17 protein-coding genes are annotated in these 18,144 nt (G+C 71.7%); 2 read left to right on the top strand and 15 right to left on the bottom strand.

Translation table 11 applies throughout. The features are described from left to right. Positions 1 to 25: 25 nt before the first annotated feature. The 5 genes from recN to tyrS form a co-directional block, all read right to left on the bottom strand. A complete protein-coding gene (gene recN, locus AXZ95_RS06340; protein ID WP_018190183.1) occupies positions 26 to 1,768 on the bottom strand; it encodes a DNA repair protein RecN in 1,743 nt (580 codons plus the stop codon). Further along, positions 1,761 to 2,678, bottom strand: coding sequence for an NAD kinase (locus AXZ95_RS06335; protein WP_018190182.1), 918 nt, complete (start codon positions 2,676 to 2,678; stop codon positions 1,761 to 1,763). Before AXZ95_RS06335 ends, recN begins: the two co-directional genes overlap by 8 nt. A gap of 99 nt (positions 2,679 to 2,777) precedes the next feature. Continuing rightward, positions 2,778 to 3,578 carry a TlyA family RNA methyltransferase gene (locus AXZ95_RS06330; protein ID WP_018190181.1) on the bottom strand — a complete coding sequence of 267 codons (801 nt, stop codon included), beginning with the start codon at positions 3,576 to 3,578 and terminating at the stop codon, positions 2,778 to 2,780. Continuing rightward, positions 3,565 to 3,726 (bottom strand): hypothetical protein, encoded by a 162-nt coding sequence (locus tag AXZ95_RS19585; RefSeq protein ID WP_018190180.1) that lies wholly within the window; start codon positions 3,724 to 3,726, stop codon positions 3,565 to 3,567. Before AXZ95_RS19585 ends, AXZ95_RS06330 begins: the two co-directional genes overlap by 14 nt. A 22-nt stretch (positions 3,727 to 3,748) precedes the next feature. After that, positions 3,749 to 5,098, bottom strand: coding sequence for a tyrosine--tRNA ligase (gene tyrS, locus AXZ95_RS06325; protein ID WP_018190179.1), 1,350 nt, complete (start codon positions 5,096 to 5,098; stop codon positions 3,749 to 3,751). 146 nt (positions 5,099 to 5,244) lie between these two features. Between tyrS and AXZ95_RS06320 the strand changes: the two genes are divergently transcribed. Then, positions 5,245 to 5,874 (top strand): hypothetical protein, encoded by a 630-nt coding sequence (locus tag AXZ95_RS06320; protein WP_043742059.1) that lies wholly within the window; start codon positions 5,245 to 5,247, stop codon positions 5,872 to 5,874. After that, positions 5,871 to 6,476 carry a hypothetical protein gene (locus tag AXZ95_RS06315; RefSeq protein ID WP_018190177.1) on the top strand — a complete coding sequence of 202 codons (606 nt, stop codon included), beginning with the start codon at positions 5,871 to 5,873 and terminating at the stop codon, positions 6,474 to 6,476. Before AXZ95_RS06320 ends, AXZ95_RS06315 begins: the two co-directional genes overlap by 4 nt. A gap of 22 nt (positions 6,477 to 6,498) precedes the next feature. Here AXZ95_RS06315 and AXZ95_RS06310 read toward each other — a convergent pair whose 3' ends face one another. The 10 genes from AXZ95_RS06310 to pheS form a co-directional block, all read right to left on the bottom strand. Next, positions 6,499 to 7,128, bottom strand: coding sequence for a DNA-3-methyladenine glycosylase (locus tag AXZ95_RS06310; RefSeq protein ID WP_018190176.1), 630 nt, complete (start codon positions 7,126 to 7,128; stop codon positions 6,499 to 6,501). Position 7,129: 1 nt separating this feature from the next. Continuing rightward, on the bottom strand, positions 7,130 to 7,252 hold the full coding sequence (locus AXZ95_RS19855; RefSeq protein WP_018190175.1) for a hypothetical protein: 123 nt from the start codon (positions 7,250 to 7,252) through the stop codon (positions 7,130 to 7,132). Next, entirely contained in the window at positions 7,252 to 8,721 is a 1,470-nt protein-coding gene (argH, locus tag AXZ95_RS06305; RefSeq protein ID WP_018190174.1) for an argininosuccinate lyase, read from the bottom strand. The genes AXZ95_RS19855 and argH overlap by 1 nt, the downstream gene beginning before the upstream one ends. Beyond that, on the bottom strand, positions 8,718 to 9,656 hold the full coding sequence (gene argF / locus AXZ95_RS06300) for an ornithine carbamoyltransferase (protein ID WP_018190173.1): 939 nt from the start codon (positions 9,654 to 9,656) through the stop codon (positions 8,718 to 8,720). The genes argH and argF overlap by 4 nt, the downstream gene beginning before the upstream one ends. Positions 9,657 to 9,695: 39 nt before the next feature. Then, on the bottom strand, positions 9,696 to 10,922 hold the full coding sequence (locus tag AXZ95_RS06295) for an acetylornithine transaminase (protein WP_020075341.1): 1,227 nt from the start codon (positions 10,920 to 10,922) through the stop codon (positions 9,696 to 9,698). Positions 10,923 to 10,948: 26 nt separating this feature from the next. Further along, the gene (gene argB / locus AXZ95_RS06290; protein WP_018190171.1) at positions 10,949 to 11,896 is read right to left on the bottom strand and encodes an acetylglutamate kinase; all 948 of its coding nucleotides are present in this window, start codon (positions 11,894 to 11,896) and stop codon (positions 10,949 to 10,951) included. Next, positions 11,896 to 13,050: a bifunctional glutamate N-acetyltransferase/amino-acid acetyltransferase ArgJ gene (gene argJ / locus AXZ95_RS06285; RefSeq protein WP_018190170.1), complete on the bottom strand. Its 1,155-nt coding sequence runs from the start codon at positions 13,048 to 13,050 to the stop codon at positions 11,896 to 11,898. The genes argB and argJ overlap by 1 nt, the downstream gene beginning before the upstream one ends. A 55-nt stretch (positions 13,051 to 13,105) precedes the next feature. Beyond that, entirely contained in the window at positions 13,106 to 14,164 is a 1,059-nt protein-coding gene (gene argC, locus AXZ95_RS06280; protein WP_018190169.1) for an N-acetyl-gamma-glutamyl-phosphate reductase, read from the bottom strand. 331 nt (positions 14,165 to 14,495) lie between these two features. Then, on the bottom strand, positions 14,496 to 17,039 hold the full coding sequence (gene pheT / locus AXZ95_RS06275; RefSeq protein WP_018190168.1) for a phenylalanine--tRNA ligase subunit beta: 2,544 nt from the start codon (positions 17,037 to 17,039) through the stop codon (positions 14,496 to 14,498). Continuing rightward, positions 17,039 to 18,079, bottom strand: coding sequence for a phenylalanine--tRNA ligase subunit alpha (pheS, locus tag AXZ95_RS06270; protein ID WP_026307092.1), 1,041 nt, complete (start codon positions 18,077 to 18,079; stop codon positions 17,039 to 17,041). Before pheS ends, pheT begins: the two co-directional genes overlap by 1 nt. Between the last annotated feature and the right edge of the window lie 65 nt (positions 18,080 to 18,144).

Here is an 18,144-nt window from a genome sequence, read left to right as displayed (position 1 = left end):
CACCCGCCCGGGCTCTGGCTGACCGTCAGCGCCGCGCGGCGGACGCCATGTCGACCAGCTCGCGGGCGTGGGCGAGGCCGCTCTCGGAGTCCGGGAGGCCCGAGAGCAGGCGGGCCATCTCGGCGATGCGCTCGTCGCCGTCGAGTCGCCGCACGGACGATTCCGTCACGGCGCCGTCGCTCCCCTTGACCACGGTGAGGTGGTTGGTGGCGAACGCGGCCACCTGGGCCAGGTGCGTGACGACGATGACCTGCGCGGTCTCGGCGAGCCGCGCGAGGCGGCGGCCGATCTCGATGGCGGAGGCGCCCCCGACGCCGGCGTCGACCTCGTCGAAGATGAAGGTGGGCACCGGGTCGCTGCCCGCGATGACGACCTCGATCGCCAGCATCACGCGCGACAGCTCGCCGCCCGATGCGCCCTTGCCGAGCGGGCGGGGCTCGGCGCCGGGATGCGGCTGAAGCAGGATGGCGACCTGGTCGCGGCCGCTCGCGGTGTAGGCCTGCGGGTCTGCGTCGTCGCGCTGCGTCACCTCGACGACGATGCGCGCGTCGGGCATGGCCAGCGCGGAGAGCTCCTCCGTGACCGCTTCGGACAGGCGTGCGGCGGCGGCCGTGCGCTCGGCGCTCAGGCCGGCGGCGAGTTCGGCGACCAGCGCGGCATCCGCCTCGACCTCCTGCGTCAGCTCTCCGATGCGGTCGGCGTCGCCGTCGAGCTCCAGCAGGCGCAGGCTGCCCGTCTCGAGCGTGCGGATCACGTCGTCGAGGGTGGGGCCGTACTTGCGGATCAGGATCGCGAGCTCCGAGCGGCGCTCCTGCACCACCTCCAGCTCGTTGGCTCCGTCGGCGTCGAGCGCCGCGAGGTAGGTCGACAGCTGCGCCGCGATGTCGGAGATCAGGTAGTTCGCTTCCGCGACCGACTCGGCGAGCGGCTGGAGGGCGCTGTCGTGGGGTGCGACGCGCTCCAGCTGGCGGCGTGCGTTGTCGAGCAGGCCCAGGGCGTCCGTGCCCTCGGACTCCTCGGCACTCAGTAGCTCCCGGGCGGCGCCCGCGGCGAGCCGGAGGTCCTCCAGGTTGGTGAGGCGCTCGGCGCGTTCGGCCAGCTCGTCGTCCTCTCCCGGCTGCGGTGCGACGGACTCGATCTCGGCCATCGCGACCCGCAGGTCCTCCGCCTCACGTGCGCGGCGGTCCTGATCGGCGATCAGCTCGTCGAGTTCGGCGCGGTTGTCGCGCCAGCGGTGGAAGACTTGCTCGTAGGTGGCCAGCTGCTCCGCGAACTGCGGACCGGCGAACCGGTCGAGGGCGGCCCGCTGGGCGATCGCCGAGCGCAGCCGGATCTGATCGGACTGCCCGTGGACGACCACCAGCTGCTCGCCGAGCTCGGTCAGTACCGAGACGGGCGCGCTGCGCCCGCCGACGACGGCGCGCGAGCGGCCCTCGGCCGAGACGGAACGGCTCAGCACGAGCTCCGCCTCCGCAGTGTCGATCGGGTCGACGTCGCCGCCCGCGTCGCGAACACGCGCGACGACCTCTCCCGACGACGGCACGCGCCAACGGCCCTCCACCCAGGCCTGCGGGCTTCCGAGGCGGACCGCGCCGGTGTCCGCACGCTCCCCGAGCAGCAGGCCGAGCGCCGAAACCACCATGGTCTTGCCCGCGCCGGTCTCTCCGGTGATGGCCGTGAATCCCGCGCCGAGCGGGAGGGAGGCGTCTGCGATGACGCCCAGGTCTTTGATCGAGATCTCCTCGATGCCTCCGCGTGCGTCAGTCACGACCGACCGGCCCCCTCCAACCCGTCACGGGGAGGTCGAACTTGTGCACAAGACGGTCGGTGAAGGGCCCAGGGTGGAGCCGAGCCAGCCGCACCGGGATGGGCGAGCGCCGCACGACGACACGCGCACCCGGCGGGAGGTCGAACGGACGGCGGCCGTCGCACCAGAGGATTCCGGCGCCGCCCGCACGGTCGAGCAGCTCGACCGCGAGGGAGGAGTCCGCATCCACCACCAGAGGCCGGGAGAACAGGGCGTGTGCGCTCAGCGGCACGAGCAGCAGCGCGGCGACGCCGGGCCAGACCACCGGGCCGCCCGCGGAGAACGAGTACGCCGTCGAGCCGGTCGGCGTCGACATGACGACGCCGTCGCAGCCGAAGCTCGACATCGGGCGGCCGTCGACCTCGATCACGACTTCGAGCATCCGCTCGCGGCTGGCCTTCTCGACCGTGGCCTCGTTGAGAGCCCAGCTCTCGTAGACGACCTCACGGCCGACCTTCACCCGGGCCGACAGCGTCATGCGCTCCTCGACCTCGTAGTCCTTCTCCAGCCCGCGGGCGACCGCGGTCTCGAGGTCGTCCCGCTCGCTCTCGGCGAGGAACCCGACATGGCCGAGGTTCACGCCGAGGAGCGGGGCCGAGCAGCCGCGCACCAGTTCGGCCGCACGCAAGATGGTGCCGTCGCCGCCCAGGACGATGACGAGCTCCAGTTCGCTCGGAGCCACGTCGTCGCCGAGCACCGCCACCGCGTCGAGCGACGGATCGGCCTCCAGCAGATCTCGTCGCTCATCGGCGCTCAGCACCGGGACGACGCCCGCGTCGAGCAGCTGCCGGGACACCCGGACACCCGCCTCGAGGGAGTCCTGACGACCGGTGTGCGCGACGACGAGGATGTACCGCGTCGCTGCACCCATCAGTGTCACGTTCCCTCCTGTCGAAAAGCCGTTCTCCCATTCTGTCTGTTTTCACGCGCAGGGCGAGGCCACGCGGCCAGGTTTGTGGAGAACGTTCACCTAGCGCGAAAGTCGCACGACCTCGTCGCGCAGTCCGGACGGGTCCGGCGCGCCCGAGCGCAACCAGACCAGGAACTCGCGGTTGCCGTGCCCTCCGGCGATCGGCGACGGGATGAGGCCCGCCGTTCCGAGGCCGACGTCGTGAGCCGCCCACAGCACGTCGGACACCGCGTCGGCCCGGAGGCCCGCATCCCGGACCACGCCCTCGCGGATGCCCTGCCGCCCGACCTCGAACTGCGGCTTGATGAGCAGGAGGAAGTCGGCGCCGCGGACGGCCGTGGCCACCAGCGCGGGAAGCACCTGCGTGAGCGAGATGAACGACAGATCGGCCACCACGAGGTCCGGGCGCACGTCGTCGCCGGTCAGACCGGCGAGCACCTCGGGCGAGAGGGAGCGGACGTTGACGCCCTCGTACGATTCGAGGCGTTCCTCCCCCGCCAGCGCGGGCGACAGCTGGCCGTGCCCCACGTCGACGGCGATCACGCGGGCGACGCCGCGTTCCAGCAGCACCTGCGTGAAGCCCCCGGTGGATGCGCCGGCGTCGAGAGCGATCCGGCCCGCCGGGTCCACTCCGAAGCCGTCGAGGGCGGCGATGAGCTTGTGAGCGCCGCGGCTGACGTAGTGGTCGGCTCCGGCGATCCGCAGTTCCTGCCCGTCGCCGACCTTCGCCGCCGCGCGGACCACCGGCTGCCCGTCGACGGTGACCAGCCCCTCCGCGATCAGAGCGGCCGCGTGCGACCGAGAGCGGGCGAGGCCGCGCTCGGCCAGGGCGACGTCGAGCCGCTGCTCAGCTCCGGCCATGGTCGTCGTCGCCTTCCAGGGTGCGACGGAGCTGCTCGTGGAGGTTCGCGTAGGCGTCGGCCCGTGCGGCCAGCGGCTGCTCCTCGATCACATCCAGCCGGTCGACGAGGCCGCCCTCGTCGACCGATCCCTGCGGTTCATCGGACATGGCTCAACCGTACGTCAGCGCCTCACGCGACGAAGACACCCGCGAGGGTCTTCTTTCCGCGTCGCAGCACCACCATGTCGCCGGGCAGCACCGAGGAGCCGATGGGCTGCTCCGCGTCCTCGACCTTTGCGTTGTTGACGGAGACGCCGCCCTGGGCGACCGCGCGCCGCGCCTCGCCGAGGCTCGACGTCAGCCCCGTGTCGACGAGCGCCTGTGCGACCGTCGTCGACGGCGCGGTGGTGGTCGTGTTGGGGAGTTCGCGGAGGGCGGCCTCGAGCGTCGCCGCGTCCAGGTCGGCCAGTTCGCCCTGGCCGAAGAGCGCCTGGGAGGCCGCGATGGCTGCCTCGGTCGCCGCGACGCCGTGCACGAGCGAGGTGACCTCGAACGCCAGCCGTCGCTGCGCCTCGCGCTTGAACGGCTCGTCGGCAACCTTCTGCGCCAGCTCCTCGATCTCGGCCCTGGACAGGAAGGTGAAGATCTTGAGCCGGTCGATCACGTCGGCGTCGTCGGTGTTCAGCCAGAACTGGTACATCGCGTACGGCGTCGTCAGCGTCGGATCGAGCCAGACGGCGTTTCCCTCGCTCTTGCCGAACTTGGTGCCGTCGCTGTTGGTGATCAGCGGCGTCCCGATGGCGTGAACGTGCGCGCCCTCGACCTTGCGGATGAGCTCGGTGCCGCTGGTCAGGTTGCCCCACTGGTCGCTTCCGCCGGTCTGCAGCACGCAGCCGTACTGGCGGTAGAGCTCGAGGAAGTCCATCCCCTGCAGGATCTGGTAGCTGAACTCGGTGTACGAGATGCCCTCGTCGGAGTTGAGGCGCGCGGCCACCGCATCCTTCTTGAGCATGGTGCCGACCCGGAAGTGCTTGCCGATCTCGCGCAGGAAGTCGATCGCCGACATCGGCGCCGTCCAGTCGAGGTTGTTCACCAGCCGGACAGCGTTGTCGCCCTCGTCGGAGAGGAAGCGGGTGACCTGCGCCTGCAGGTAGCCGACCCACTCCGCGACGGTCTCCTTGGTGTTGAGGGTGCGCTCGGCCGTCGGCCGGGGGTCGCCGATCAGGCCGGTGGAACCGCCGACCAGCCCGAGCGGCCGGTGGCCGGCGAGCTGGAGGCGCCGCATGGTGAGCAGCTGCACCAGATTGCCGAGGTGGAGGCTCGGCGCGGTCGGGTCGAAGCCGCAGTAGTACGTGATCGGGCCGCCGGCCAGGAGCTCCTTGAGGGCGGTCTCATCCGTCGACACGTGGATGAGTCCGCGCCACTTCAGCTCGTCCCAGACGTCGTCGAAGGACGCGTCGTTGGCCTGTGCGGCGAGGCCGTGCGCACGGACGCTGTCTGCGCTGCTGCTCGGATCGCGGGAGAGGGCGGTTTCTGACACGCGTTCAGGTTATCAGCGGGTGTCCGGGCGGATGCAGCGCGGCGGGCGTCCCGCGATCAGGGCAGCAGACCTGATGGACTGGTCATCAGGCTGAGAGACCTGATATCATGCTCATCAGGCCCACGGCCCTGATGAAGGAGGCCCGGATGTTCGTGATCACCGCCGACCAGGTCGACAGCCGACGGCGCGCCGACATCGTCGCCCCGACGCTCGACGCCATCCATGAGCGCTACGGCGAGCGTCTCGCCCTGCCACCGGACCGCAACGCCGGAGACGAGCTCCAGGCGCTGACGGCGGATCCGGCGACGGCACTCGACCTCGTCCTCGATCTCACCCGTGACGGGGCCTGGAGTGTGGGGCTCGGACTGGGCGACGTGCGCCTCCCCCTGCCGGACAACACCCGGGAGGCTACCGGGGATGCGTTCATCGCGGCGCGCGCGGCGGTCACCCGCGCAAAACGCGCCCCCGCCCGATTCGCCGTCGAGGCGGTCGCCGCCGAGGAGCCCGCAGCAGATGCGGAGGCGCTGCTCACCCTGCTGCTGACCCTCCGCGAGGGGCGCACCGCCGCCGGCTGGGAGCTCTACGACCTCGTCTCGTCCGGACTCACCCAGGCCGAGGCGGGCGCCCGGCTCGGCATCACCCCGCAGTCGGCCAGCGATCGTGCGCGGGCCGGGGCGCTCCGTGCAGAACTGGCGGCCATCCCGGCCCTGACTAGGCTGTTGGCACGTGCCGACGCGGCCCAGGCCGATCGGCGGACACCCGAGGAGGACGCATGACCACGTGGCCGCCGGTGCCGGTGCTGCTGAATCAGGTGGCGCCGCACGCGCTCTGGGTGCTCGCCCTCCTCCTGCTGCTCGCCTCACTCGGCTGCATCGTGGCCACGTTGCGGACACCGCGTCGCCCGCTCGTCTACTGCGCGACCGCATTGCTGGCCGCCTCTCTGGTGATCGTCCTCATCTCGGCGCAGCACGCGCCCTTCGTGCTCAGACTGCTGATCGGTGCAGCCGCCCTCGCCCTGGCGGTGCTCGGCGGCTGGCCGGTCTCGCAACTGGTCCTCGCGCTGGCCACGCGAAGCACGACCGAGCCGAGCGCCCACGGCGGCATCCTGGTGCGAGCGGTGACGCCGGAGGGCGGCACGACCACCCGCGAGGTGCTCCGAGGCGGCACCACCATCGGCCTGCTGGAGCGGCTGGCCGCGGCCGGGACGATCATGGCCGGCTTCCCCGAGGGGCTGGCCGTGCTGGTCGCCATCAAGGGCGTCGGCCGCTTCACGGAGCTCGAGGAGGCCGAGGCGCGCGAGCGCTTCATCATCGGCACCCTGACCAGCATCATCTGGGCGTGCGTCTGCGCGGCCGTCTTCCGGATCGTGGCCGGCTGAACCGCGCCGCCACGGCATCCCGTCAGTCGTCGGACTTGGGATGCCGCTTGTACGGCGAAACGGTGGGGTCGCCCGTCAGCCAGTAGCGCCACGGGTACGCGAGTCCGCCGCCCGCCCCGGAGACTCCCGTCCTCGGTCCGGTCGAGTACTCCGCCTGCTCCGTCGGCAGCAGCAGCTCGAACGGCGGGCGGAAGAGGTCGGCGCCGTCGTCGGCGAGGCTCATCCCGGCGGCGACGACGAGTCGTGCCGGTCCCCGCGCGAGGTCGCGGTGCGGGATGCGGCGGCCGCTGCCCCCGACGCGCCGCAGCTCGGCGAGGTCCTCCCCCTCGATCACCTCCGCCGCGCGCAGCAGCACGGCGGTCGCCTCGCCCTCGGGAGAGCACACGACGTTGGCGCACACATGCATCCCGTACGTGAAGTAGGCGTACAGGTGCCCGGGCGGCCCGTACATGACGGCGTTGCGGCGGGTGCGGCCGCGGAAGGCGTGCGACCCGGGGTCGAGGCCGTCGCCGATGTACGCCTCCACCTCCGTGATCCGGAGCCCGACCGTCCCCTCCGGCGTCTCGTGCCGGAGCACGGCGCCGAGCAGCTGCGGCGCGACCTCGAGCGACGACGCCAGGAAGACGTCGCGCTCGGGCCGGTACAGCGTCACGTCAGAAGATCCGGCCGCCCGCGGCGACGGCGACGACCAGCCCGATCACGATGACGGCGACGGCGAGCACCACGACGGCCGGGATGATCCACGGTCGCTTCCGCTCCGGTTCGAAACGCGCCATCAGACCAGGTCCCTTCTGGATGCGCGGAGGGCCAGCGCGGCCTTCCTCACATGGTCGGTGAGAGCCGCCAGCTGCTCGGCGACACGGTCGGGCGCGGTGCCGCCGACGCCGTCGCGGCTCGCCACCGATCCCTCCACCGAGAGCACGGAGCGGACCTCGGGCGTCAACAGGGGTGAGATCGCGGCCAGCTGCTCGTCGTCCACCTCGTGCAGCTCCAGCCCGTTCTCCTCGGCGAAGCGCACCAGGCTGCCGCTCAGTTCGTGGGCGGTGCGGAAGGGGACGTGCTGCTTGACGAGCCACTCGGCCACGTCGGTCGCGAGCGAGAAGCCCTGCGGTGCCAGCTCCGCCATCCGGTCCGTGTGGAAGCGCAGCGTGGCGACCATGCCGGTGAAGGCGGGAAGCACCGTCTCGAGCGTCCGCACCGAGTCGAACACCGGCTCCTTGTCCTCCTGCAGGTCGCGGTTGTACGCGAGCGGCAGTCCCTTGAGGGTTGTGAGGAGGCCCGTGGCGTTGCCGATGAGGCGACCGGCCTTGCCGCGCGCGAGCTCGGCGATGTCGGGGTTCTTCTTCTGCGGCATGATCGACGAGCCCGTCGAGTAGCCGTCGTCGAGGGTGACGAACCCGAACTCGCGAGTGTTCCAGAGGATGATCTCCTCGGCGAACCGCGACAGGTCGACACCGATCTGGGCGGCGACGAACGCGAACTCGGCCACCACATCCCGTGCCGCCGTGCCGTCGATCGAGTTCTCGGAGCTGCGGGCGAAGCCCAGCTCGCGCGCGACGAGCAGGGGGTCGAGTCCGAGGGTCGAACCGGCGAGGGCGCCGGAGCCGTACGGAGAGACGTCGGCCCGGCGGTCCCAGTCGGCCAGACGCTCCAGGTCGCGCACCAGCGGCCAGCAGTGCGCGAGCAGGTGGTGCGCGAGCAGCACCGGCTGGGCGTGCTGGAGGTGCGTGCGCCCCGGCAGGATGGCGGCGGGATGCGCGTCCGCCTGGGAGGCGATGGCGTCGATCAGCGCGATGAGCTGCTCGGCGATGACGCCGGCGTGGTCACGCAGGTACATCCGGACGAGCGTGGCGATCTGGTCGTTGCGGCTGCGGCCGGCGCGCAGCTTGCCGCCGATCTCCGCCCCCGCCCGCTCGATCAGTCCGCGTTCGAGGGCTCCGTGCACGTCCTCGTCGGTCTCGGCCGCGACGAAGGCGCCGGACGCGACATCGCGGTCGAGCTTGTCGAGAGCGGCCAGCATCCCGTCGAGTTCCTCGGACGTGAGGTACCCCGCCGCGGCGAGCGCCCGGGCGTGCGCCCGGGACCCGGCGATGTCGTACGCGGCGAGCTGCCAGTCGAAGTGGGTCGACTTGCTCAGCGCCGCCAGCTCGGGCGATGGACCGCCGGCGAAGCGGCCGCCCCAGAGGGAGCCCTCGCCGGTGCGGCCGACGCCGCCGGTCTCGCCTGTTTCGCCCGTGTCGGTCATGCTGCAGTCTCCTCGTTCTTCGCGAGCAGCCACGCGAGCAGCGCCTTCTGCGCGTGCAGACGGTTCTCCGCCTCGTCCCAGATGACGGACTGCGGGCCGTCGAGCACCTCGGCGCTCACCTCGTAGCCGCGGTAGGCGGGCAGGCAGTGCAGGAAGACGGCGTCCGGTGCGGCAAGCCCCATCAGTCGCTCGTCGACCGTGTAGTCGCCGAAGACGGCGACGCGCTCCGCCTTCTCGTCCTCCTTGCCCATCGACACCCAGGTGTCGGTGACCATGACGTCCGCGCCCGCCGCGGCCTCGGCCGGGTCGGTCAGCACCGTCACCGAGCCGCCCGTGCCCTCGGCGATGGCGCGCGCATCAGCGACGATCGCCTCGGCGGGCGCGTAGTCCGCCGGCGCCGCGATACGCACGTGCATGCCCGCGGTCGCCCCGCCCAGCAGGTACGAGTGCGCCATGTTGTTCGCTCCGTCGCCGAAGTAGCTCATGGTGAGCCCGGCCGTACGACCCTTGTGCTCGCGGACGGTGAGCAGGTCGGCGAGGATCTGGCACGGGTGGAAGTCGTCCGACAGCGCGTTGATGACCGGGACGCGCGTCCCCTCGGCCATCTCCTCCAGTCCCGCCTGCGCGTAGGTGCGCCAGACGATCGCGGCGACCATGCGCTCCAGCACCCGGGCGGTGTCGGCCAGCGACTCCTTGCCGCCGAGCTGGCTCTCGCCGCTCTGGATGATCAGCGGGCTGCCTCCCAGATCGGCGATGCCGACGGAGAACGAGACGCGGGTGCGCGTCGACGTCTTGTCGAAGATCACCGCGACGGTCTGCGGGCCGGCGAGCGGCTTCGCCGAGAAGCGGTCGCGCTTCAACGCGGCTGCGAGGTCCAGGATCTCCGCCTGCTCGGCGGGCGTGAGGTCGTCGTCGCGGAGGAAGTGCCGGGTCATGCTGGCCCTTTCGTGGATCGGGGGTGGTACGGCGCGGAGTTACAGGGTGGCGAGAGCCCGAGCAAAGCGGTCGCGGAACTCCGCGAGCTCGGCGTCGCCGACGATGAGCGGCGGAGCCAGGCGGATGCTCGACTCGTTGGGGGCGTTGATGATGAGACCGTTGGCGAGCGCGGCGTCGGAGAGGCGGTGCGCCTCGCCGTCCGTGAGGCCGATGCCGATGAGCAGGCCGTGGCCGCGCACATCTCCGATCAGAGGCGACTCGAGCGACCGGATGATCTCCTTCAGCTCCTCCCCGCGCCGGGCGGCGTTGCCGACCAGGTCGGAGCGCTCGATCTCGGCGAGCACGGCGTTGCCCGCCGCGGTCGCGAGCGGGTTGCCGCCGAACGTCGATCCGTGCTGACCCTGGGTGAACAGGTCGGACGCCCAGCCGAACGTCACCAGGGCGCCGATCGGCACACCGCCGGCCATGCCCTTCGCGACGGTGACGGCATCGGGAAGGATGCCCTCGTGCTGGTACGCGAACCACGCGCCGGTGCGGCCGACCCCGGTCTGGATCTCGTCGATGATCAGCAGCGCTCCGTGCTGCTCCGTGAGCTCGCGCGCCCGCTTCAGGAAGCCCGCGGGCAGGTCGAGGACCCCGGCCTCCCCCTTGATCGGCTCGACGAAGAGCGCGGCCACGTGATCGTCGATGGCCGCTTCGAGCGCCGCGATCGTGGAGTCGATGTGCTGCACTCCCCCGGGCAGCGGCTCGAACGCCTCCCGCATCGGCGGCTTGCCGGTGAGCGCGAGCGACCCCATGGTGCGGCCGTGGAACGCGTTGTTGAGAGCCAGCACCCGCGTCTTCCGGCCGTGCGGGCCACGATTCAGGCGGGCGAGCTTGAACGCGGCCTCGTTGGCCTCCGCGCCCGAGTTGCCGAACAGCACCCGGCCGCGGTCGCCGGCGCCCGTGATGGTGCGCAGACGGCCGGCGAGCTCCAGCTGTGGAGCGGTCGAGAAGTAGTTGGAGACGTGCGCGAGCGTCGCGACCTGACGGCTGACCGCATCCACCAGGACCGGATGTGCGTGCCCGAGCGAGTTGACCGCGATCCCGGCGAGGAAGTCGAGGTACTCGTTACCGTCGACGTCCCACACCCGGCAGCCCTGGCCGTGCGACAGCATCACCTTGGGCGTCGCCAGCGTGCGCATGATGGTCTCGCCGAACGGCGTGCGCCAGGCTCCGTCGCGCCACTGCGCTCCGGGCGCCGGGCTCTCGGGCTCTTCCGTCATGGTCCTGTTCCATTCCTGGTCCTCGCTCACGCGGGCACCACCTCCGTCCCGATGCCGGACTGCGTGAACACCTCGAGCAGGATCGAGTGCGGCACCCGCCCGTCGATGATCGCCGCTTTCTCCACTCCGCCGTCGACCGCGTCGAGGCACGCCGCCATCTTCGGGATCATGCCCGATTCCAGCGACGGCAGCAGGTCGCGGAGCTGGTCCGCGCCGATCTTCGACAGCAGCGAGTCGCGGTTCGGCCAGTCGCTGTACAGCCCGGCGACGTCCGTCAGGATCACCAGCTTGGCGGCCCCCAGCGCGACCGCGAGCGCCGCCGCCGCCGCATCCGCGTTGACGTTGAGCGCCTGGGCCGCGTCGTCGATGTCCGGCGCGATCGACGACACGACGGGGATGCGTCCGGCGGCCAGCTGCGCCAGCACGGCCTCGGGATCGACGGCGACGACGTCTCCGACGAGGCCGAGGTCGACCTCGTCGCCGTCGATGACCGCCGCGCGGCGCCGGCCCTGGAAGAGCCCGGCGTCCTCGCCCGAGAGGCCCGCAGCGAGCGGGCCGTGCTTGTTGATGTTGCCCACGATGTCGCGGTTGATCTGCCCGGTCAGCACCATCCGGACGACCTCCATGGCCTCCGGGGTCGTGACGCGGTAGCCGCCACGGAACTCCGAATCGATGCCGAGCCGGTCGAGCATGGCGGAGATCTGCGGACCGCCGCCGTGCACGACGACAGGGCGGAGACCGGCGTAGCGCAGGTAGACCATGTCCTCGGCGAAGGTGCGCTGCAACTCCTCGTTGACCATGGCGTTGCCGCCGAACTTCACCACGATGATGCGGTCGTGGAAGGTCTTGAGCCACGGCAGCGACTCGATGAGGGTCTCGGCCTTCGCCGCAGCGGCCGCGTGGTCGCGTTCGGCCTCGTCCGCAGCCAGGTCTCTCTCGGTCTGGTCGGTGTCCATGTCGTCCGTCGCGGTCATCAGCTGGCGTACGCGCTGTTCTCGTGCACGTAGTCGTGCGTGAGGTCGTTGGTCAGGATGGTCGCCGTCTCCTCGCCCGCGTGCAGGTCGATGAGGATGTGGACCGCGCGCGGCGTCAGGTCCACCAGCTCGCGGGGCTGGTCGGGCTCGCCCGCCGTGCACACCTGCACGCCGTTGATCGCGACGTCGATCCCGTACGGGTCGAACTCGGCGTCGGTCGTGCCGACGGCGGCGAGCACGCGGCCCCAGTTGGGGTCGTTGCCGAAGATCGCGGCCTTGAACAGGTTGCTACGCGAGACCGCCCGGCCGACGACGACCGCGTCGTCCTCGCTGGCGGCGTTCACGACCTCGATCGCGATGTCGTGCGAGGCGCCCTCCGCATCGGCCTGCAGCTGCTCGGCGAGGTCGCGGCAGACGTCCGTGAGCGCCCGCGCGAACTCGTCGTCACCCGGCTCGACACCGCTCGCTCCGGAGGCGAGGAGCGCGACGGTGTCGTTGGTCGACATGCAGCCGTCCGAGTCGAGGCGGTCGAACGTGACGTGCGTCGCCCGGCGGAGGGCCGCATCCAGCTGGTCAGAGGTCCGCACGGCGTCGGTCGTGATGACGACGAGCATGGTGGCGAGACCGGGCGCGAGCATCCCGGCGCCCTTCGCCATGCCGCCGACCGTCCAGCCGTTCGGCGAGCGGAACTGCGCCTCCTTGGCGCGGGTGTCGGTGGTCATGATGGCCTCCGCCGCGCCGAGGCCGGCATCGCGGGCGAGCGCGTTGGCGGCCGTCGTGACACCGGCGACCAGCTTGTCCAGCGGCAACTGATCGCCGATCAGACCGGTCGAGCAGACGAGGACGTCACCGGCAGAGACGCCCAGTTCGGTGGCGACCGCCTCCGCGGTCGCGTGCGTCACCTGGAAGCCCTGCGAGCCGGTGTAGCAATTGGCCCCGCCCGAGTTGAGGACGATGGCGGAGACCACGCCGTCCTGGATGACCTGCTCGCTCCAGAGCACCGGGTTGGCTTTGCACCGGTTGGTGGTGAAGACGGCGGCCGCGGCGTTCAGCGGGCCGAGGTTCTTCACGAGGGCGAGGTCGCGCCGCCCGCTGGCCTTGAGGCCGGCGACGACGCCCGCCGCGGCGAACCCGGAGGCTGCTGTGACGCTCACGAGTGTGCTCCCGTCGCCGGCGGTTCCGCCGTCTGGGCAGGGCTCAACGTTCGCGTCACGGTGCGACTCCGTTCACGGTCAGGCCCGCGGTCTCGTCGAGTCCGAGGGCGATGTTGACGGATTGGATGGCCGCTCCGGCCGTCCCCTTATACAGATTGTCGATCGCGAGCACGGTCACGACCCGGCCCGCTGCGGCATCCAGCGCCACCCCGATCAGCACGGTGTTCGCTCCGAGCACGTCGGAGGTGCGCGGAACCACGCCCGCGGGCAGCACCTGCACGAACGGCTCCCCGGCGTACGCCTCCTCCCACGCGGCCTGGACCTGCGCGGCGGTGACGCCGGGCTTCACCCGCGCGGTCGAGGTCGCGAGGATGCCGCGTGACATCGGCACCAGCACCGGCGTGAACGACAGCGTCGGCGATCCGGCGCCCGCCTTCCGCAGGTTCTGCTGGATCTCGGGGATGTGCCTGTGCGTTCCGCCCACCGCATACGGGTTGGCGGAGCCGAGAATCTCGCTGGCCAGATACATCGTCTTCAGCGACTTGCCCGCGCCCGACGGGCCGACCGCGAGAACCGCCACGATGTCCTCGTCATCGATCAGCCCGGCCTGGATGCCGGGAGCGAGGGCGAGAGAGACCGCGCTCGCGTTGCAGCCGGGAGCGGCGATCCGCCGTGCGCCGACGAGGTTGTCGCGTTGCTTGCCCGACACTGCGGCGCCACTGCCAACGGGCAGCTCCGGCACGCCGTATGCCCAGGCGCCGAAGTGCTCACCGCCGTAGAACGCCGCCCAGTCGGCCGGATCCTCCAGCCGGTGGTCGGCGCCGCAGTCGACGACGACCGTGTCGTCCGGCAACTGCGCCGCGATCTCGCCGGACGTGCCGTGCGGGAGCGCCAGGAAGACGACGTCGTGCCCGCTGAGCGTCTCCGGGCTCGTCTCCTGCAGGGTGAGGTGCGCGAGCGAGCGCAGGTGCGGCTGGTGCGCGATCAGCGGGTGGCCCGCATTCTGGTGCGCGGTGACGGTGCGGACCTCGAAATCGGGGTGCCCGGCGAGGATGCGCAACAGTTCACCGCCCGCGTATCCGGAAGCGCCTGCGACGGCGACCGAGAAAGTCATGCTTGTTCCTTGTTCGAGTGGACGACGGTTGTCTCGGCGACGGCGGCGCCCACGTCGATCCACTGGTCAGGACCGCCCGGAACGCCGCCTAGCTTCGGCGGTCGCGCAGGCGTCGGCGCATGGCGCGGGCGGCGAGAGCCGCACGCGTCGAAACGGTGCACCGGACGGAAAGCATGGGACAACCCTAGCGCTCCTGCCCGGGCGGTCACCAAATCCGGGCCGGGATGCACGCGACCGGTATGCACGCGACCGGTCCGGGTCCGCGGCGAGGGGATGTGTCTCGCCGCGGTCCGGGACCGGTCGGGTGTGTCGCGTCTGGATCGCGTGACAGCTACTCGCGGATCGTGGCGCCGAACAGCTCGCCGGCGCGCGCGGCTCCGGCCAGCTTGGCCTCGCTCGCCTCGGCGGCGGTGAGGGTGCGGTCGTCCGCGCGGAAGCGCAGAGCGAAGGTCAGGCTCTTGTGCCCGTCCGGGAGTCCTGGGCCGCGATAGTCGTCGACCAGCCGGATGTCTTCGAGCAGCTCACCGGCACCCGCGCGGACGGCGCGAAGCAGCTCTCCTGCCGGGACGTCCTCGCGCACGACGAGCGAGAGGTCCTGCGTCGCGGCCGGGAAGCCCGCGATGACACCGGCGACGATGTCGACCGGTGCAACGGCGATCAGAGCGTCGAGGTCGAGCTCGAACACGGCGACGACGCGTGGCAGGTCGAGGTCGTGGGCCAGGGCCGGGAGCAGCTCTCCGGCGTAGCCGACCGGGACCTCGGCTCCGTCGGCGCCGAGGGCGACCAGGCGCGCCGTGCGGCCCGGGTGCAGCGCCTGGTGAGATGACTGCACGAGGTCGACCGTCACGCCGACGGCTGCGGCGGTCTGCCGCACCATGTCGAGCGCATCCACCAGTCCGGCCGGCACGGCGGTCAGGCCCGGCTGCTTCTCGACGGCGTTGCCGACGACGAGGCCCGCGAGGTGGCGCGGCTGCGCCGGGATGCCCGCGTTCAGCCCGGCGAGGATGTCGGCTCCGGGAAGCGCGGCGCCCGGCGGGAGCGTCTCGCTGCCGATCGACCCCTCCGAGGGGCGGAAGACGGTGCCCAGCTCGTAGACCTTGAGGTCGACGAGCCCGCGCGCGAGGTTGCGCTTGGCGGCATCCAACAGGCCGGGGAGCAGCGACGTACGCAGGTACGGCGCGGTGGCGTCGAGCGCGTTCGCCAGCCGTACGGCGAGCACGCCGCCCGCCTCGGCGGAGCCGAAGAGGTCGTTCTGGGCCTCGCTCACGAACGGGAAGGACAGCACCTCGGTCGCGCCGTTGTCGGCGAGCGTCTGCGCGACAGCACGACGGAGACGCTGCTCGCGCGTGAGCCCGCGGCCGGGAGGCGCCACCGGCAGCACCGACGGGATGCGGTCGTAGCCGACGATGCGGGCGACCTCCTCCGCGAGATCCGATTTGTCGCGGAGGTCGGGGCGCCACGTCGGCGGCACGACCAGCAGGTCGTCGCCCGACTCGGTCACCGTCCCGCCGATCTCGGCGAGCGCTCCGCGCACCTCGTCGTCGGTGAAGTCGACGCCGATCAGCGAGGCGATGTACCCCTTCGGCAGGCGGATGGCCTCGGCGGTCTCCGAGGCGTCCAGCAGCGAGCCGAGGTCGTCCGCGCGGCCGCCGGCGAGCTGCTCGAGCAGCTGGACGACGCGTGCCGCCGCGGCGACGGCGACCTGCGGGTCGACCCCGCGCTCGAAGCGCTTGGACGCCTCGCTCGGCAGCTTGTGACGGCGTGCCGTCCGCGCGATCGACACCGGGTCGAAGTTGGCGGCCTCGATGAGCACGTTGCGAGTGCCGTCGCCGATCTCGGTGGAGGCGCCGCCCATGACGCCCGCCAGACCGATCGCGCCGGAGTCGTCGGAGATGACGAGGTCTTCCGGGTCGAGGGTGCGGGTCTGGTCGTCGAGGGTGACGAGCTTCTCTCCCGGCGTCGCGCGTCGCACGACGATGCCGCCGGACAGCTTGTCGAGGTCGTAGCCGTGGATCGGCTGGCCGAGCTCGAGCATGACGTAGTTCGTGATGTCGACGATGAGCGAGATCGACCGGACGCCGGCGAGCTTGAGGCGCGCGATCATCCACGGCGGGGTCGGGCGGGACCCGTCGACGTCGCGGACGACGCGGGTCACGAAGACGCTCGCGCCGACACGGCCGCGGATGGGCGCGGTGTCGTCGACCGTCACGCTGAAGCCGCTCGGGTGATCGGCCACGGAGCCGACGGGCACCGCATCGGCCGGGTCGCGGAAGGCCGCGCCGGTCGCGTGCGAGTACTCGCGGGCGATGCCGCGGATCGAGAACGCGTACCCGCGGTCGGGCGTGACGTTGACCTCCACGGCGGCGTCGTCGAGCCCGAGTAGGGCGACGGCGTCCGTCCCCACCTCCGGGTCGAGCCCGAGCGTGGACAGGCGGAGGATGCCGTCGTGGTCCTCACCGAGGCCGAGCTCGCGGGCCGAGGCGATCATCCCGTCGGAGACGTGCCCGTAGGTCTTGCGTGCGGCGATCGGGAAGGGCCCGGGCAGTACGGCGCCGGGCAGGGTCACGACGACCTTGTCACCCTCGAAGAAGTTGCGGGCGCCGCAGACGATGCCGCGCACGTCGGCACCGCCGTCGGCGGCGCTCTGACCCTCGGGGGCGACGCGCACCTGGCACCAGCGGATGGTCTTGCCGTTGCTCTGCGGCTCCTCGACGAACTCGAGCACCTGGCCCACCACGATCGGGCCGCTCAGGTCGAAGGTGTGGATGTCCTCCTCCTCGAGTCCGACGGACACGAGGGCGGCGTGCACCTCCTCCGGCGTCGTGCCGGGCTCCAGATCGACGAACTCGCCGAGCCAACTCAGGGGGACGCGCATCAGACCACCATTCCGAACTGCTGGGAGAACCGGACATCGCCCTCGGCCATGTCGCGCATGTCCTTGACGTCGTTACGGAACATCAGGGCCCGCTCAACGCCCATCCCGAACGCGAAGCCGGAGTAGACGTCCGGGTCGATGCCGGCGGAGCGCAGGACGTTGGGGTTGACCATGCCGCAGCCGCCCCACTCGATCCAGCGGGCGCCTCCCTTGAACGTGGGATGCCACAGGTCGAGCTCCGCGCTCGGCTCGGTGAACGGGAAGTAGTTGGGCCGCAGGCGCACGCGCGCCTCGTCGCCGAACAGCGTCTTGACGAAGTGGTCGAGCGTTCCGCGCAGGTGGGCCATGGTGAGGCCCTTGTCGACCGCGATGCCCTCCGTCTGGTGGAACACCGGGAGGTGCGTCGCGTCGAACTCGTCGGTGCGGAAGACCCGGCCCGGGGCGATCCGGTACACCGGCAGGTCGTCTCCGAGCAGGGCGCGCAGCTGCACCGGGGAGGTGTGCGTGCGCATCACGAGGTGCGCGTCCGTCGGCTCGACGAAGAAGGTGTCCTGCATGGCGCGCGCCGGGTGGTCGGCGTCGAAGTTGAGCGCGTCGAAGTTGTACCACTCGCTCTCGAGCTCCGGGCCCTCCGCGACCTCCCAGCCCATGCCGACGAAGACGTCGGCGATGCGCTCCTGGAGCAGGCTGAGCGGGTGCCGGGCGCCGGGGGTCCAGCGCGACGGGAGCGCCGTGACGTCGACGGCCTCGGCGGTGAGCTGAGCCGCCTCCTCCGCCGCGGCGATCTCGGCCTCCTTGGCGGTGAACGCCTGGTTGACGCGTGCGCGTGCGCCGCCGACGAGCTTGCCCGCGGCCGCCTTCTGATCGCCCGGGAGCGAACGGATGCTCGCGTTCAGCCGGGCGAGGGGCGAACCCTCGGCCGTGTGGTCGTGGCGCACCGCCTTCAGGGCCGCCGAGTCGTGTGCGGCGTCGATCGCGGCGAGCGCCGCGCTGACCGCCGACTCGACCGCGGATTCGGTGATCTCCGTGGAATCTGACACGGTCACCCAGTCTAGTCGGCGCGAGCCCGCGGTCTCGGCGCGGCGACCGGCCTGTGGATGGAGCC

Source organism: Leifsonia sp. 115AMFTsu3.1, assembly GCF_004362795.1.
In the GTDB taxonomy this organism is placed as follows: domain Bacteria; phylum Actinomycetota; class Actinomycetes; order Actinomycetales; family Microbacteriaceae; genus Leifsonia.
The sequence above is the reverse complement of the archived record's forward strand: the minus strand, read 5'-3'. Positions and strand labels throughout refer to the sequence as shown.

Bases quoted from the DNA above. Each gene is read 5' to 3' on its own strand.
- AXZ95_RS06335 (WP_018190182.1), bottom strand. From the start codon at position 2,678: ATGGGTGCAGCGACGCGGTACATCCTCGTCGTCGCGCACACCGGTCGT.
- AXZ95_RS06330 (WP_018190181.1), bottom strand. From the start codon at position 3,578: ATGGCCGGAGCTGAGCAGCGGCTCGACGTCGCCCTGGCCGAGCGCGGC.
- AXZ95_RS19585 (WP_018190180.1), bottom strand. From the start codon at position 3,726: ATGTCCGATGAACCGCAGGGATCGGTCGACGAGGGCGGCCTCGTCGAC.
- AXZ95_RS06320 (WP_043742059.1), top strand. From the start codon at position 5,245: ATGTTCGTGATCACCGCCGACCAGGTCGACAGCCGACGGCGCGCCGAC.
- AXZ95_RS06315 (WP_018190177.1), top strand. From the start codon at position 5,871: ATGACCACGTGGCCGCCGGTGCCGGTGCTGCTGAATCAGGTGGCGCCG.
- AXZ95_RS19855 (WP_018190175.1), bottom strand. From the start codon at position 7,252: ATGGCGCGTTTCGAACCGGAGCGGAAGCGACCGTGGATCATCCCGGCC.
- argH (WP_018190174.1), bottom strand. From the start codon at position 8,721: ATGACCGACACGGGCGAAACAGGCGAGACCGGCGGCGTCGGCCGCACC.
- argF (WP_018190173.1), bottom strand. From the start codon at position 9,656: ATGACCCGGCACTTCCTCCGCGACGACGACCTCACGCCCGCCGAGCAG.
- AXZ95_RS06295 (WP_020075341.1), bottom strand. From the start codon at position 10,922: ATGACGGAAGAGCCCGAGAGCCCGGCGCCCGGAGCGCAGTGGCGCGAC.
- argB (WP_018190171.1), bottom strand. From the start codon at position 11,896: ATGACCGCGACGGACGACATGGACACCGACCAGACCGAGAGAGACCTG.
- argC (WP_018190169.1), bottom strand. From the start codon at position 14,164: ATGACTTTCTCGGTCGCCGTCGCAGGCGCTTCCGGATACGCGGGCGGT.
- pheT (WP_018190168.1), bottom strand. From the start codon at position 17,039: ATGCGCGTCCCCCTGAGTTGGCTCGGCGAGTTCGTCGATCTGGAGCCC.